The following is a 14752-nucleotide window of genomic DNA, read 5'->3' as shown; positions in this document are numbered from 1 at the left end:
TTCTGTGCCCTATTCTGCGCCGACGACGGCAAGGTGGGTGGCCCGGCCGTCGAGCCATCGGCCGACGGTCTGCGAGATGTGGTCCAGCCCTTCGAGATGCATATTGCTGCCGCTTTTCGACGGCGGCAGGCGGGAGGGCAGGCGCTTCAGCGCCGCGGCCATGATGGCGGGATCAACCGATTGCTCCGGCAGCAGCATGTCGACGAGGCCGAGCTCGCTGGCCCGCTTTGCGCGCAGCAGCTGTTCCTGGCGCGGCTTGACGCGCGGCACGATGAGGGCCGGCTTGTCGAAGGAGAGGATCTCGCAATAGGTATTGTAGCCGCCCATGGCGACGACACCGGTGGCGCCGTCGATCAACTCTTCCATGTGGTTGTCGAATTCGATCACCTCGATATAGGGAATGGCTTCCCCTTTCTGCACCAGCTTGGCGCGCTCGGCAGCCGGCATATAGGGGCCGAGCACGACAAGCGCCTTCTGTGTCAGCGTCGGATCGGCCTCGTAGGCGTTCATCACGTCGTGGACGAGATCGGAGCCGTCGCCCCCGCCGCCTGTGGTGACCAGCAGGTAATTGTCCTTGCGGGCATTGATCGAACTCTTGCCCTTGGAAACGCTGCGCTGCAGGAAGCCGACGAAATCCATCTTCCTGCGCAGGCTAGCCGGCACGTCGAGACCGACCAGCGGGTCGTAGAAATCAGGCGGGCCGTAGACCCAGACGCTGTCGTAGTATTGGTCGATCTTTTGCATGATGCCGTTTCTTTTCCACTCGGCATCGAGCAGATGCGGCGCGTCCATGATTTCGCGCAGCCCGAGCACCAGCACGGCGCCGCGGGCCTTGAGATAGGCGAGCGTATCCTCGACCTCGCCCTTCAGCCCCATCGGCTCCTTGTCGACGATGAAGATGTCGGGCTGGAAGGTCTCGGCAGTGTGGCGGATGCTCGATTCGCGCATCTTCAGCGTCTCGTGCAGGTCGATATGGCTGGCGAGCGAGGTATATTCGCCGTTGCGCAGCTTGATGACGCTCGGGATCTTCACGAAATCGACGCGGGCACGGTAGTCGAAGGCGCCGGCGATCGTCGCACCCGAAATGATCAGGATGTTGAGGCCGCGATAATCCTCGACCAGCGCATGGGCGATGGCGCGACAGCGGCGCAGGTGGCCGAGGCCGAAGGTGTCGTGGCTGTACATGAGGATGCGAGCATCTTCGAGACGTCTGGCCATGGGTGTTCCCTCCGGGGTGAACAACATGCGTTAGTACCCCCACCGTCCGGAGGCCACGAGGCGGGGGCGGTGCCGTGCGGCGCCGCCGGGTTTCCTGCTATTTGTAGGGATCTGCCGCATCACGCAAGCCGTCTCCCAGAAAGTTGAACGCCAAAATGACAAGAACAACAGGAATGATCGGAAAGAGCAGCCAAGGATAGAAGGCGATGACGCTGACGCTTTTTGCCTCGGTCAGCAGAATGCCCCAGCTGGTGATCGGCGGGCGAAGACCGAGGCCGAGGAAAGAGAGCGCGGTCTCGCCGAGGATCATGCCGGGGATCGAGATCGTTGCCGAAGCGATGAGATGCGACATGAAGCCCGGCACCAGATGGCGGCCGATGATACGCGGCGTGCTGGCGCCCATCAGCTGGGCGGCCTGCACGTAATCCTCCTCGCGCAGCGCCAGCAGCTTGGAGCGCACGGCACGCGCCAGCCCGGTCCAGTCGATGATGCCGAGGATGACGGTAATGCCGAAATAGATGACGATCGGGCTCCATGTCACCGGCATGATGGCGGCGAGCGCCATCCAGAGCGGCAGGCTCGGCAGTGATTGCAGCACCTCGATCAGGCGCTGGACGATGAGATCGAAGACGCCGCCCCAATAGCCGGCAAGACCGCCGATGACGATGCCGAGCACGAAGCTGATCGAAATGCCGATCAGGCCGATCGTCAGCGATATCCGCGCGCCGTAAAGGATGCGCGACAGCACGTCGCGGCCGAGCCGATCGGTGCCGAGCAGGAACATCTGGCCGCCGATCGAAGGGCAGACCAGATGATAGTTCGAGGCGACGAGACCCCAGAATCTATAGGAATCGCCGCGGCAGAAGAAGCGGATCGGCTGCACGTCGTTCGGCCGGTCGGTATAGACGCGATGCAGCGTGTCGAGATCGAGCGTCATGCTGCGGCCGTAGACGAAGGGGCCGACGAACTCTCCCTTGTCGAAGAAATGGACGCGCTGCGGCGGCGCATGGATGAAATCGACATTGCGCGTGTGCAGGCCATAGGGCGCCAGGAACTCGACGATCAGGATCATCAGGTAGACGGCGGCAAGAAAGATGCCGGAGATCAAGGCCAGCCTGTGCTGCTTGAACTTCCACCACATCAGCTGCTTCTGCGAGGCGAGATGGATGCGCGATTGCGCCGCCGTCATGCTCTCGGTCGCGTGGGGATCGAAAGGCGCGGCGGAGACGTAATGGGGAAGTGGCGCGCCGGGTGCGGGAAGGGGCGACATTATTTGGTGCTCCTGCCTTGCAGACGGATTCGGGGATCGAGGAAGCCAAGGGCGATATCGGAAATCAGCACGCCGATGACATTGAGAAAGGCGAGGAACATCAGAAACGAGCCGGCGAGATACATGTCCTGACTCTGCAGCGCCTTGATCAGCATCGGCCCGGTCGTCTCCAGCGACAGGACGATGGCGACGATTTCGGCGCCCGAGATGATCGACGGCAGGATCGAGCCGATGTCGGCGATGAAGAAATTGAGTGCCATGCGCAGCGGATATTTGACCAGCGCCCGCATCGGATGCAGGCCTTTGGCGCGGGCCGTCGTCACATATTGCTTCTGCATCTCGTCGAGAAGATTGGCGCGCAGCCGCCGGATCATCCCGGCCGTGCCGGCCGTGCCGACGATGACGACGGGGATCCACAGATGGGCGAGGATCGACTTCGCTTTTTCCCAGCTCATCGGCGCGTTGAGATATTGCTGGTCCATCAGGTGGCCGATCGACAGCCCGAACCAGACATTGGCGAAATACATCAGGATCAGCGCCAGCATGAAGTTTGGAATGGCGATGCCGAGCAGGCCAAGGAAGGTCAGCCCGTAATCGCCCCAGCTATACTGATGCGTCGCCGAATAGATACCGATCGGAAAGGCGATCAGCCAGGTGAGCAGGATCGTCGTGAAGGAGACGAGGATCGTCAGCCACAGCCGTTCGCCGACCACGTCCGAGACCGGCAGCTGGTATTCGAAGGAATAGCCGAAATCGCCGTGCAGCATGCCGCCGACCCAGTAGAAATAGCGCACGATCTCCGGCTTGTCGAAGCCGTATTGCTGACGCATCTCCTCGATTTCCTGGAGGTTGGCGGTCTCGCCGGAAGCGCGCAGCTCGGCGATCTGGCTCTCGAAGAAGTCGCCGGGGGGCAGCTCGATGATGGTGAAAACCAGCGCCGAAATGACGAAGAGCGTCGGCACCATGGCGGCGATGCGCCAGAGAATGTATCTGAGCACGCCTCAGGCCTCCTTGTACCAGAAAACATCCGGCATATAGACGCCGAGATAGGAGGTGGGATCGAAGCCGTAGAGCGCTTTCTCCGGCAGGTTCTGCAGCTTGGCGGCGCGCAGGATCGGTTGCAGCGTGCTGTTGATGAGGCCGATCGAGAAGACCTGCTGCGTATAGAGCGACAGCATTCGGTGCCAGATCGCCTGACGCTCCTCGAACTTCGCCGTCGAGCCCCATTGGCCGAGCAGATCGACCAGTTCGGCCGCTTCCGGCAGGTCGGGAGCGACACCTTCCTGACCGGCGGAGAGATAATGCATGCCCCAGAGCGGCCATTGCAGCTGATCGTCGAGCGTCGGCGCAAGACCGGACGGCGACATGTCGGCCGTCGGCACGCCGTTGTCGAGGCCGTACCAGATCGACATCATGATCGTGCCGCTCATGGCGCGGTTGCGGAAGACGTCGCGCTGCGAGGTGCGGGTATAAAGCGCAAGGCCGATATCGGCCCAGTGATCGTGCACCAGTTCCAGTACGTCAGTATCGAGATTGCTTTCGCCGGCGGTCTCGACGGTGATCTCGGCGCGGCGCCCATCCGGCAGCAGCCGGATGCCGTCGTCGCCGCGCCTGGTCAGGCCGAGCTCGTCGAGCAGGCGATTGGCCTCGTCGGGATCGAATTTGACGAAGGCGTCGGCATATTCCTGCTTGAAGAGCGGACTGTCAGGCAGCACGGTATCGGCGCTCGGCGTGCCCAAGCCGTAAAAGGCGACCATGTTGATCTCGTGCCGGTTGATCGCCAGCGACAGCGCCCGGCGCAGGCGCACGTCGCGGAAAAGGCCGCGCCACACCTCGTCGGCGCAGTTGAGATTCGGCAAGAGCGTGATGCGCGAGCCGCGCGCCACCTTCCAGAGATTGACCTTCACCGGGAAGCGCTTCTCGGCCTCCTTCAGGAAGGTGTAGTCGTTGAAATCGATGCCGGTCGCCTGCAGGTCGGCTTCGCCCGCGCCCGCCTTGGCGGCGATGATCGACGAGGAGGAGACGTTGAGGACGAAACGGTCGAGATAGGGAAGCTGCCTGCCGTTTTCGTCGACGCGGTGGAAGAACGGGTTGCGCTCGAAAACGAACTGCTCGGCTGGCAGTGCGGTGGTATTGTGCCAGGGATCCAGCGTCGGCAGGTTCGGATTCTCGGGACGGTAGGAGCGCGCCATCTTGATGTGCAGGTCCTGCCATTTCTTGGCGCGGTTGGCCTGCATCATCTGTTCCATCTTCGCCTGGTCGGGCTGATACTTCTTGTGGAACTGCTTGAGGTAGTGCGCCGGCCCGACGATAACGAGCGGTATGGGTCCTGCCAGGGCCGGCAGGAACATCGGGTTGGGTTTTTCCCAGGTGTAACGTACGGTCAGCGGATCGAGCATCTCGAAGCGCGGCAGGCTGCCGTGCGGACGAAGCTCGAGCGCACCGCCGCCGGGTGTCAGCTTGTCGTTGAGGATGACGTCTTCCCACCAGTAGCGGAAATCATCGGCCGTGAACGGCGCCCCGTCCGACCATTTATGGCCCTCGCGCAGCATGAAGGTGAAGACCGTGTCGTCCTCGGAGCGGAAATCGGCGAGAATGTCAGGCTGGAACTGAAGGTGCTTGTCGTAGCCGATCAGGCGGGCATAGCCGTAGATCGTCATAAAGCGGATGTCGCGCTGGCTGCCGATGATGGTGCGCACCGTGCCGCCATAGGCGCCGGGTTCGAGCCCCATCTCCTTCAGATTGACGATGCGCGGACGGGCGGGAATGCGCTCGGCCATGCCAGGCAGGCTGCCGGATGCCAGCCGCTCCTTGAGGAATTCCGGTTCGCCGGCCGACTCGGCTCGCAGCACCGCCGGCGCGATCGCCGCACCGACGAGGCCGCCCAGAAAAGTGCGACGCGTCACCATCAGCGCAACTCCCTGGCATCGGCGCCCTTGCGGGCGCGCACCAGATGGCCGTTACCGAGGTCGGCATAGGCAAGCTCGGAAGCGTCGTCGTGCTCGGCGGTGAAGGTCGCGCCCCAGTTCTGCTTGTCGGCGGCGCCGTTTTCCCGGAGCGCCGTGAAATCGAGCGGCCGATCGAGATCGGGGAAGGGGACGGCGGCGAGCAGCGACTTCGTATAGGGATGCACCGGATCGCGCAGGATGATCTCGCGCGGTGCGATCTCGACGATACGGCCCTTGCACATCACGGCGATGCGGTCGGCCATGTAGTCGACGACGGCGAGGTTGTGCGAGATGAAGAGATAGGTCAGCCCCAGCTCCTTCTGCAGATCCTTCAAGAGGTTGAGGATCTGTGCCTGCACCGAAACGTCGAGGGCCGAGACCGGCTCGTCGAGGATGACGAGTTTCGGGCCGAGCGCCAGTGCACGGGCAATGCCGATGCGCTGGCGCTGACCGCCGGAGAAGCTGTGCGGGTAACGGCTGAGATAACGCTTGTCGAGGCCGATCGCCGCCATCAGCCCTTCGACCTTGCGCTTGCGCTCGTCACTGTCGCCGCGATCGTGGATCTCCAGCGGTTCACTGAGAATGTTGCGCACCGTCATGCGCGGCGAAAGCGAGGAGACCGGATCCTGGAACACCATCTGGATCTTGGTGCGCATATCCTGCAGATCGTCGCCTTTGACCGCGAGGACGTCGATGACCTCCTTGCCGTCGTTGAAGAGGACCGCGCCGGAATCCGGCGTTATCGCGCGCATCAGGATCTTGCTGAGCGTGGTCTTGCCGCAGCCGGATTCGCCGACCAGGCCCAGACATTCGCCGCGGCGGATATCGAAGCTGACGTCGTCGACGGCGCGCAGCACGGTGGCCTCGTGCTTGCCGAGGAAGCTGCGCTTGCGCGTCTTGTAGGTCTTCGACAGATTGGTGACGGACAGCAGCGTGCCCGGCGTTTCCGCCTGCAGCGGCTTTTTCTGGCCGACAAGCGCCTCAAGGTTGACCCGCACATCGCGCAGCGCCTTCAGCCGCTCGCCGGGTTTCATGTCGAAATGCGGGACGGCGGCCATCAACGCCTTGAGATACGGATGCTGCGGGTTGCGGAAGATCGCCTCGACCGGCCCGGCTTCCATGATCTCGCCGTGATAGATGACGACCACCTCGTCGGCCATGTTGGCGACGATGCCGAGATCGTGGGTGATGAGCAGCATCGCCATGCCGAGCTTGGCCTGAAGATCGCGCAGCAACTCCAGGATCTGCGCCTGGATCGTTACGTCGAGCGCCGTCGTCGGCTCGTCGGCGATCAGCAGCGCCGGCTTGCATATCAACGCCATGGCAATCATGGCGCGCTGGCGCATGCCGCCCGACAACTCGAACGGATACATGTCGTAGGTGCGGTGCGGATTGGAGAAGCCGACGAGGCCGAGCATTTCCTCAGTCTTTTGACGCGCCTCCTGCTTGTCGGTCTCGGTATGGATCAGCAGCACCTCGCTGATCTGGTTGCCGACAGTGTGCAGCGGCGAGAGCGAGGTCATCGGCTCCTGGAAGATCGTCGCCATGCGCTTGCCGCGCAGATCGCGCATCTCCTCGCTGTCGCGCGAGAGCGACAGGATATCGGTCGTGCTGCCGTCGAGCGGGTCGGTGAAGAGGATGCTGCCCGAGGCCCTGGCGGGGTTGGGCAGAATGCCCATGATGGCTTGGCTGATCACCGATTTGCCGGAACCGGACTCACCGACGAGAGCGGTGACCTTGCCCGGAAGGATACGAAGATTGGCTTCCTTTACGACGCGTAGCCGGTCGCCGAAAACGGAGAAAGAGACATCGAGGTTCTCAATACGCAACAAATCGGCAGCGGACGCCATACCAATGAAATTCCCCAGTCTTCTATGTTCCCGTTAGGGCACACTATCGTACCGCAAACGGGGTGTCTAGCTGATGACAATCAAGGGGATATTGCCGCCTTTCGCCGTGGTGGTGCGGACGAAACACGCAATTTTATCGGTGCCGACCTGGCGTTTTACTGGATGAACTTCTCCATGCTGGTGCGCTTGACCTGTTTCTTCGCATCCCGGTGCAGCAGAATGACCTGCTCGGCTTCGGAAAGTCCGTTCTGCACGGCCTCGCGGAAATGTTCGTCGACATGGATCTCCGGGGCCGGGGCGCGTGGCTGGAGCACCGTCACCTTCTGGCGGATGCCGCGCAGCTTCTCCTCTCCGAGGGTCGTCCATTCGCCACCGCAATAACCGGCGAAGGCCTGGCTGGCGACGACCTCGCGGCCGTATTTCTTGGTCAGGATTTGCAGACGCTGCACCTCGTTGACCGCCGATCCGAAGGCGGAGAAGGTCAGCCGGTCCTTGAGGCCGACATTGCCGAACATGACGTTGCCGACATGCAGGCCGATGCCGTAACCGATCCTGGCCAGCCCCTTTTCCTCGCGGTCGCGGTTGAGTTCGGCCACCCGCGCCTGTGCCTGATAGACGGCCGAAAGTGCAGCCTCGCAGGCGATTTTGGACGGATCCTTGTGACGCCCGCAGGGATAGACGGCGAGGAAGCCGTCGCCGAGGAAGCTCAGAATCTCGCCGCCATTGCGGTTGAAGGGGGCGGCGATCGCGTCGAAGAAATGGTTGAGCGTATCGATATAGGCCTGGCGGCCTTCCTTTTCGGCATACATGGTGGATTCGCGCATGTCGCCCATGACGAGGGCCGCACGGATCGTTTCGCCATCGCCGCGGCGGATCTGGCCGTTCAGCACCCGCTTGCCGGCGTCGCCGCCGAGATAGGTGGTCAGCATGTTGTTGGCGAGCTTGCCGAGCACCGCCATCTTGGCGGCGACTGCCAGATGGTTCTGCATCCGGAGCAGCGCGTCGATCATGTCGTCGGTAAAACCGTCATGGTGATCGGTCGACCAGGAGCCCATCATGCCCTGCACCGAATCGTCGCCGAAGGGCTGCACGAAGGCGAGATAATCGGTCATCCTGTCCTTGCGCAGGTCCTCGAAAATCGGGAATTCGGCCGGTCCTTCCTGCCTCAGCCGCCGGCGGATGTGCTGCAGGTTGTTGTCGAGCAGGTAATAATAGGGGCTCTGCAGGAAGCGGTCCGGCTTCTGCCCGGCCGGCATGCGAAAACCCTCGATGGTGACGCCGCTGGCGCGCCGCCAGGTGAAGCTCAGCGCATCGTAGAGCGGATGCAGCATCGAAAAGGTCAGGTGCACGCGCGCAATCGGCAGGCCGGCGGAGGCAAGCCTTTCGCAGAAGCCGCGCACGATGTTTTCAAGGTCGTCGCCTGCCAGCGAGGAATGCGTCAGCCATTCGGCGACCCGGTCCAACAGGATGGAGGACACGCTGGATTCGATCGTGCTCATTCGCGGTATGATCCTCATAAGGCACGCCATCCCTAAGAGCCAAAAGTCCCTCGGCCGACGCATTTTCATGCGCAGGTCACAAGAAAATCAGGATGTACGAGCGGTAATATTTGTCAACGATCCGCCGAAAGCCCGGCAGCAGCGCCCCTGAGTTCCCCGAGCGGGGACCGGACGGGAAGTCCTTTCTCGATGGTTCAATATCAAACTCAGATAGGGATGCTGCAGATGCGAAACAATGGGAGGCGGACGCTTTTGTGCGCCGAAGTTGCAGCAAAGGCCGCCGCCGGGGCATTTTCGCCACACCCGGCTAAAGGGATTCATCTGGCCTAAGAGATTGGTGAGGCCGGCCCCTCATTGGCTCCAACCGGACGGCATTGCGGCCGGGGAAGAAGCCCCGGGTTTAATTCCCCGCCATCATGCATTAGATCAGCTTCCTGAATTCCCCAATTGAAAGAGCCCGCCTTGGCCACCTCCACCTTCGACACGCTTTTGCAGAAGATCGAAACCCGCGCGGCGCGTGCCGGCATCATCGGGCTCGGTTATGTCGGCCTGCCGCTGGCGATTGCGGTAGCGCGCAGCGGTTTTGCGGTCACCGGCTTCGACATCGATCCCTCAAAGATGGTGGCGCTCGAGGCCCGCCGTTCCTATATCGACGCCGTCAGCAACGAGGCGCTCACCGCCGAGATCGAGGCGGGTCGGTTCCAGGCGACCACGGATTTCGCAGGCCTTGGCGAGTGCGACGTGATCATCATCTGCGTGCCGACGCCGCTCACCAAACATCGTGACCCCGATCTTTCCTTCGTCGAGGCGACCTCGCGCTCGATCGCAGAACATCTGCGCTCCGGCCAGCTTGTCGCGCTGGAATCGACCACCTATCCCGGCACCACAGACGATATCGTCAAGGTCATCCTCGAAGGCTCCGGCCTGAAATCCGGCGCCGATTTCTTCGTCGGCTTCTCGCCGGAGCGCGAGGATCCCGGCAACCAGCATTATCACACCGCGACCATCCCGAAGGTCGTCGCCGGCGACGGGCCCGAGGCCTTGGCTCTGATGAAGGCCTTCTACGGCGCTGCCGTTTCGACCGTCGTTCCTGTCTCCTCGAACGCGACCGCCGAGGCCGTCAAGCTCACCGAAAACATCTTCCGTTCGGTCAATATCGCCCTCGTCAACGAGCTGAAGACCGTCTATGCGGCGATGGGCATCGACGTCTGGGAAGTGATCGACGCGGCCAAGACCAAGCCGTTCGGTTACATGCCCTTCTATCCAGGCCCGGGCCTCGGCGGCCATTGCATCCCGATCGATCCCTTCTACCTCACCTGGAAATCGCGCGAATACGAGTTGCCGACCCGCTTCATCGAGCTTGCCGGCGAGATCAATTCGGCGATGCCGCGTTATGTCGTCGGCAAACTGGCCGAAGCGCTCGACATGCGGGCAGGCAAAGCGCTGAGCCGCAGCCGTGTGCTGGTGCTGGGGCTCGCCTACAAGAAGAACGTCGCCGATATAAGAGAGAGCCCGTCGCTGCGGCTGATCGAGATCATCGAGGAGCGCGGCGGACGCGCCGATTATCACGATCCTTTCGTCGCCGAGATCCCGCCGACACGCGAACACCAGGCCCTGAAGGGCCGCAAGTCGGTGACGCTGACTCCGGAGGCGGTGGCCGGCTACGACGCTGTGCTGGTCGCGACCGACCATGACAGGATCGATTATACGATGCTCGCCAAAACTGCGGCGCTGATCATCGATACGCGCAACGTCTTCGACCGGCTCGGCCTCTCGGCCTCTCACGTCATCAAGGCGTGACCGAAACGGCCGATTTGCCGGTCATCCGGCTGGCGGCGACGGCATAACCGCCTGATGCGAGCAAGCGCCAGCACCCATCCCTCCGGCAGCGGCCGGTAATTGTCGGCATCGGTCACGCCCTCGAAGGCGCTGAAGAGCGGCACGTTCGCAAAGAATTCTTCGTCGGTCTCAGTTGTCATGTCATCGACCTTAGCACAGACACATATCGCTGCTGCAACGCCAATTCCCATTTACGGCAATCGACTTGGCAAGGTTTCATGTGTTAGCACGCGCTCACGATTTTCATCACGGATACGGATTTCGATGAGCCGCCTCGACAGCTTCATTCGCCGGTTGACGGCCCAACGCGACATTCTGAACGCAATCGCCGATTTGGTCGAGGACATCGAAGGTCCGGTGCTGGAGTTCGGCCTCGGCAACGGCCGCACCTATGATCACCTGCGCGAAAAATTCCCCGACCGCCGCATCATCGCTTTTGACTGGGAGGTCCGCTCCTATTCGGCCTCGACCCCAGAGCCGCAAGATATGGTGACCGGCAACATCCGCGACTCCGGCCAAGCCTTCCTCGGCATCGACGCAGCCCTTGCCCATGCCGATATCGGCACCGGCCATGACGAGATTGACGCCGTGACGCTGACCTGGCTGCCGCAGCTGATGGCCGGCGTGCTCGCTCCGAACGGGTTTGCGGTCAGCGGTCTGCCGCTGGAGCATCCGGAGCTCACCGCACTGCCGCTGCCTGAGGGGATCAAGGAAGGACGCTATTTTCTGTATCGGCGGGTGTGAGGGGGAAAGTAAGCCCCACCCGCCTCTTGAAGGAGGAGAAAATGAAACGCATCGAGACGGAAGTGAGCGGCGGCTGTCAGTGCGGTGCCGTGCGCTACCATGCAACCGCCATGTTCGACAATTCGCATCTCTGCCATTGCCGCATGTGCCAGAAGGCCTCGGGCAACATCTTTGCCGCGCTCGTCGCCGCGCCCGACGATGCGCTGAGCTGGACACGCGGCAAGCCGAGCGTCTGGAAGAGCTCGGAGCTTGTCGAGCGCGGCTTCTGCGCCAATTGCGGCACCCCATTGTTCTTCCACCATCTGGAAAACGGGCGCACCAACCTAATGATCGGTTCGCTCGACAATCCGCATCCCTTCGCACCGCATGCCAATACCTGCACCGAAAACATGGTGGCATGGTTCGAGACGATCACGGGTATAGAAAATACCGGTGCGACCGAAACCAGCGGCGCCGACTGGGCCGCGGCGATCAGGGCGAGCAACAACCAGCACCCCGATCGCGATACCGCCTCGTGGACGGTGAGGGGGCGTGACGGCTGAGTCCTCGGAGCTTCCGCTCACGAGGCACAGGAATAAGCCGCAGCCGAACGCGCCGTCAGTTTTGCTTCGAATTCAGCCGCAATTTCCTCCAGCGTCACGCTGCCTAGCCGCCTCAAAAGCAGCGCCTCCGCCTCCTTCATCGCATCGGCCAGCGCGTTATTCACCGCCTGTTCGACCAGACATTTGGGCTGATCGTCGGCGGGGCCGATGGCAAAGACGTGCGGTTCGCCAAGCGCGTTGTAGACGTCGAGCAGGGTGATCTCTGACAAAGGCCGCACCAGCGTCCAGCCGCCGCCATGGCCCTTTTCCGAACGCACATAGCCCTGTTGGCGAAGCCCCGCCATGGTGCGGCGGACGACGACGGGATTGGTGTTCAGCATCTTTGCAATCATTTCGGAGGTCGCCGCATCCTGATGCCGATCCATGTGGATCAGCACGTGCAACATGCGGGAAAGGCGGCTGTCGTTGCGCATGGTTCTATCCTGTCGACCGAGCACGCCATTATTGCAGCCACTTTGTAACAAGACAAGTGACATGAGTCTTGACTGCTCCGTTTCATGTAACTTATGATGATTCGTGAGCCAATATCGAAGGAGTCAGCGCATGTCCTACGAAGTCATCGTCATCGGCGGCAATTTTGCCGGCCTGTCGGCAGCCATGCAGCTCACCCGCGCGCGGCGGCGGGTTCTGCTCGTCGACGCGGGCGCGCCGCGAAACCGATTTTCGCAGGCTTCGCACGGTTTTCTCGGACAGGACGGTCAGGCGCCGGCGGCGATCATGGGTGAGGGGAAGAGGCAGCTTTCGCTTTATCCGAACATAACGCTACGCGACGCCAAAGTTATCCGCGCCCAGAAGGAGGGCGAGGAATTCGTCGTCACCGTCGAAGGCGGCGGTGAAGAACGCGCTGCCCGCCTCATTCTCGCAACCGGCGTCAGCGACACGCTGCCCGACATCCCCGGCCTTGGCGACCGCTGGGGCCGGTCGGTGCTGCACTGCCCCTATTGCCACGGCTATGAGGTAAGCGGCGGCGAACTCGGTGTCCTTGCAAACCATCCGCATTCGGCCCATTCCGCCATGATGATCCCGGACTGGGGCGCGACCACCTTCTTCACCCAGGCACTGTTCGAGCCCGATGAAGAGCAGCTGGCACGCCTGACTGCCCGTGGGGTACGCATCGAGCGCAGCCCGATCGTGGAGCTGTTGGGCGATAGCCCGAAACTCCAGGCGGTGCGTCTCGCCGATGGCCGTATCGTTCCGCTCGACGCCATATTCGTCGCGCCGAAGACGGCGATGGCGAGCCCCATCGCCGAACAGCTCGGCTGCGCCTTCGACAACGGTGCCTTCGGGCCGGTCATCCGCGCCGGCGAAAACAAGGAGACCAGCGTCAAGGGCGTCTTCGCCGCCGGCGATGCCGCAAGCTCGATGCACAGCGGCACGCTCGCCTCCGCCTCGGGTGTCCTCGCTGGCGTGCACTGCCATCAGTCGCTTACCGTGCAGCCCGCGGCTTAACGCAGGCGCAATCAGCAATACCGGTCGAGTTCACACCAGTGGGGTAGAGACCCGAGGCCCAGCTGCGCGGATCACTGGGTGGTAAAAGTACAAGCGCAGTTTTTAAGGCTGCGCCAACCAGGTCATATTGCAATTTTTGCGTTTAAATTGTAGTCACTTTCTGGCGGAATGATCTTCGTTCCGACGCTGGTGAGACATCAACAGATTTGCGGCAAGCAGGAATGGGGCGTTAAAGTGAGGTTTGCTGAGGCTGCCGGAATGGCGCTGGTGCAGAAATATGCAACTTTCTCCGGCAGGGCCTCACGCTCGGAATATTGGTGGTTTGTCTTATTCTATTCTCTAGTGCTGTTCGCAATCGGGCTCGCTTGTCTTGTGACAGCCAGCTTTTCCGATCTTCGAGACGGCGTTCCACCCCCAGTCGCCCTTCTCTTATTCATCGGCGGATTGATTTGGCTCGCAATGTTTTTGCCACAGGTGGCCGTTCAGGTTCGTCGCTTTCATGATCGCAACATTTCCGGCTGGTGGTATCTCGCACTGTTTGTCTGTGGTTTCGTTCCCTACGTTGGTTTCATTGCGGGTATCGCAGTCTTCGTGATCAGTGTGCTTCCCGGCACCGAGGGGCCCAACAGGTTCGGACCTGATCCGTTGCGCCCCGAGGCGCGAGCTGAGGTCTTTGCCTAGCGCGTGGCCACCCGCACTCCGTCCTGCCTTTAGCTCTGCTGCTGCCTGCGGCTCAGTTTTCCGCCTGCATAACGCCCTTCAAGAAATGGGCTTATTGCAATTTCTGCGTTTGAATTGTAGCTGTTTTCATAGAAGTGACTATTGTGGCAAGGCGATGTAAGGTTCGCTGTGCTGCAGTAAGCAGGATTGAGGGGTTAATATGGGGTTTACTGAAGCTGTTCGAACAGTTCTAACGAAGAAATATGCAACTTTCTCTGGGAGGGCCTCCCGCTCGGAGTATTGGTGGTTTCAGCTATTCTATATGCTTATAGCGATCATACTTGTAATTCTGGCCGCCTTGAGCGGCGCTTTTTCCGTTAATCAGAATGAATCTTCGCCGGTGATCTTTATTTTCGGGGCCATCGGCGGATTGTTGGGGCTTGCATTGGCTTTGCCGATCCTCTCCCTTCAGGTTCGCCGCTTTCATGATTGCAACATGTCCGGTTGGTGGTACCTCGCAATTATTATTTTGGCGGGCACTGTTCCCTTTATCGGTCGGGCTACGGGCATCGCAGTTGCGGTTCTTTCCGCGAGGAAGGGCACGGAAGGTCCAAACAAGTTCGGGCCGGATCCGCTGCGTCCCGAAGCGCGAGCAGAGGTCTTTGCCTAGAGC

General features: G+C 61.6%; 13 protein-coding genes and 1 pseudogene. 6 read left to right on the top strand and 8 right to left on the bottom strand.

Features of this window, described 5'->3' with window-relative positions:
• Positions 1-9: 9 nt before the first annotated feature.
• From B5E41_RS06855 to B5E41_RS06830, 6 genes are all read right to left on the bottom strand, one after another.
• Complete coding sequence (locus tag B5E41_RS06855) at positions 10-1218, bottom strand: glycosyltransferase family protein (protein ID WP_088392146.1); 1209 nt, start codon at positions 1216-1218, stop codon at positions 10-12.
• Between the two features lie 97 nt (positions 1219-1315).
• Positions 1316-2488, bottom strand: a complete 1173-nt coding sequence (locus B5E41_RS06850; protein ID WP_176439345.1) for an ABC transporter permease — start codon at positions 2486-2488, stop codon at positions 1316-1318.
• Positions 2488-3486, bottom strand: coding sequence for an ABC transporter permease (locus B5E41_RS06845; RefSeq protein WP_088392144.1), 999 nt, complete (start codon positions 3484-3486; stop codon positions 2488-2490). The genes B5E41_RS06850 and B5E41_RS06845 overlap by 1 nt, the downstream gene beginning before the upstream one ends.
• A gap of 3 nt (positions 3487-3489) precedes the next feature.
• Positions 3490-5397 carry an ABC transporter substrate-binding protein gene (locus tag B5E41_RS06840; RefSeq protein WP_088392142.1) on the bottom strand — a complete coding sequence of 636 codons (1908 nt, stop codon included), beginning with the start codon at positions 5395-5397 and terminating at the stop codon, positions 3490-3492.
• The gene (locus B5E41_RS06835) at positions 5397-7286 is read right to left on the bottom strand and encodes an ABC transporter ATP-binding protein (protein WP_088392140.1); all 1890 of its coding nucleotides are present in this window, start codon (positions 7284-7286) and stop codon (positions 5397-5399) included. Before B5E41_RS06835 ends, B5E41_RS06840 begins: the two co-directional genes overlap by 1 nt.
• A gap of 155 nt (positions 7287-7441) precedes the next feature.
• Positions 7442-8785, bottom strand: a complete 1344-nt coding sequence (locus B5E41_RS06830; RefSeq protein WP_088392138.1) for an adenylate/guanylate cyclase domain-containing protein — start codon at positions 8783-8785, stop codon at positions 7442-7444.
• Between the two features lie 462 nt (positions 8786-9247).
• Here B5E41_RS06830 and B5E41_RS06825 point away from each other — a divergent pair, with 462 nt between their 5' ends.
• The gene (locus B5E41_RS06825) at positions 9248-10585 is read left to right on the top strand and encodes a nucleotide sugar dehydrogenase (RefSeq protein ID WP_088392136.1); all 1338 of its coding nucleotides are present in this window, start codon (positions 9248-9250) and stop codon (positions 10583-10585) included.
• Between the two features lie 53 nt (positions 10586-10638).
• Here the strand turns inward: B5E41_RS06825 and B5E41_RS31025 are convergent.
• Positions 10639-10764, bottom strand: a pseudogene (locus B5E41_RS31025) (adenylate cyclase); the annotation flags it as partial.
• Positions 10765-10888: 124 nt separating this feature from the next.
• On the opposite strand from B5E41_RS31025, the gene B5E41_RS06815 reads away from it, so the two are divergent.
• Together B5E41_RS06815 and B5E41_RS06810 are read left to right on the top strand one after the other, a co-directional pair.
• On the top strand, positions 10889-11368 hold the full coding sequence (locus B5E41_RS06815) for a class I SAM-dependent methyltransferase (RefSeq protein WP_088392132.1): 480 nt from the start codon (positions 10889-10891) through the stop codon (positions 11366-11368).
• 41 nt (positions 11369-11409) lie between these two features.
• On the top strand, positions 11410-11910 hold the full coding sequence (locus B5E41_RS06810; RefSeq protein ID WP_088392130.1) for a GFA family protein: 501 nt from the start codon (positions 11410-11412) through the stop codon (positions 11908-11910).
• Positions 11911-11927: 17 nt separating this feature from the next.
• Here B5E41_RS06810 and B5E41_RS06805 read toward each other — a convergent pair whose 3' ends face one another.
• The gene (locus B5E41_RS06805) at positions 11928-12383 is read right to left on the bottom strand and encodes an Rrf2 family transcriptional regulator (protein ID WP_064808096.1); all 456 of its coding nucleotides are present in this window, start codon (positions 12381-12383) and stop codon (positions 11928-11930) included.
• A gap of 130 nt (positions 12384-12513) precedes the next feature.
• Here B5E41_RS06805 and B5E41_RS06800 point away from each other — a divergent pair, with 130 nt between their 5' ends.
• The 3 genes from B5E41_RS06800 to B5E41_RS06790 all read left to right on the top strand — a co-directional run bounded on the left by B5E41_RS06800 (position 12514) and on the right by B5E41_RS06790 (position 14749).
• Positions 12514-13419, top strand: a complete 906-nt coding sequence (locus tag B5E41_RS06800) for an NAD(P)/FAD-dependent oxidoreductase (protein WP_088392128.1) — start codon at positions 12514-12516, stop codon at positions 13417-13419.
• A 234-nt stretch (positions 13420-13653) separates the two neighbouring features.
• Positions 13654-14100, top strand: coding sequence for a DUF805 domain-containing protein (locus B5E41_RS06795; protein WP_425350121.1), 447 nt, complete (start codon positions 13654-13656; stop codon positions 14098-14100).
• A 199-nt stretch (positions 14101-14299) separates the two neighbouring features.
• Positions 14300-14749 (top strand): DUF805 domain-containing protein, encoded by a 450-nt coding sequence (locus tag B5E41_RS06790; protein WP_085861442.1) that lies wholly within the window; start codon positions 14300-14302, stop codon positions 14747-14749.
• Positions 14750-14752: the final 3 nt, after the last annotated feature.

The sequence above is a fragment of the Rhizobium esperanzae genome, assembly GCF_002204185.1.
Lineage (GTDB): Bacteria > Pseudomonadota > Alphaproteobacteria > Rhizobiales > Rhizobiaceae > Rhizobium > Rhizobium esperanzae.
Note: the sequence above shows the minus strand (reverse complement) of the source record. Positions and strands in the feature narration are given on the sequence as shown.

Coding starts and splice junctions, on each gene's coding strand:
- B5E41_RS06855 (WP_088392146.1), bottom strand. CDS start 1,218: ATGGCCAGACGTCTCGAAGATGCTCGCATCCTCATGTACAGCCACGAC.
- B5E41_RS06850 (WP_176439345.1), bottom strand. CDS start 2,488: ATGTCGCCCCTTCCCGCACCCGGCGCGCCACTTCCCCATTACGTCTCC.
- B5E41_RS06840 (WP_088392142.1), bottom strand. CDS start 5,397: ATGGTGACGCGTCGCACTTTTCTGGGCGGCCTCGTCGGTGCGGCGATC.
- B5E41_RS06835 (WP_088392140.1), bottom strand. CDS start 7,286: ATGGCGTCCGCTGCCGATTTGTTGCGTATTGAGAACCTCGATGTCTCT.
- B5E41_RS06830 (WP_088392138.1), bottom strand. CDS start 8,785: ATGAGCACGATCGAATCCAGCGTGTCCTCCATCCTGTTGGACCGGGTC.
- B5E41_RS06815 (WP_088392132.1), top strand. CDS start 10,889: ATGAGCCGCCTCGACAGCTTCATTCGCCGGTTGACGGCCCAACGCGAC.
- B5E41_RS06810 (WP_088392130.1), top strand. CDS start 11,410: ATGAAACGCATCGAGACGGAAGTGAGCGGCGGCTGTCAGTGCGGTGCC.
- B5E41_RS06805 (WP_064808096.1), bottom strand. CDS start 12,383: ATGCGCAACGACAGCCGCCTTTCCCGCATGTTGCACGTGCTGATCCAC.
- B5E41_RS06800 (WP_088392128.1), top strand. CDS start 12,514: ATGTCCTACGAAGTCATCGTCATCGGCGGCAATTTTGCCGGCCTGTCG.
- B5E41_RS06790 (WP_085861442.1), top strand. CDS start 14,300: ATGGGGTTTACTGAAGCTGTTCGAACAGTTCTAACGAAGAAATATGCA.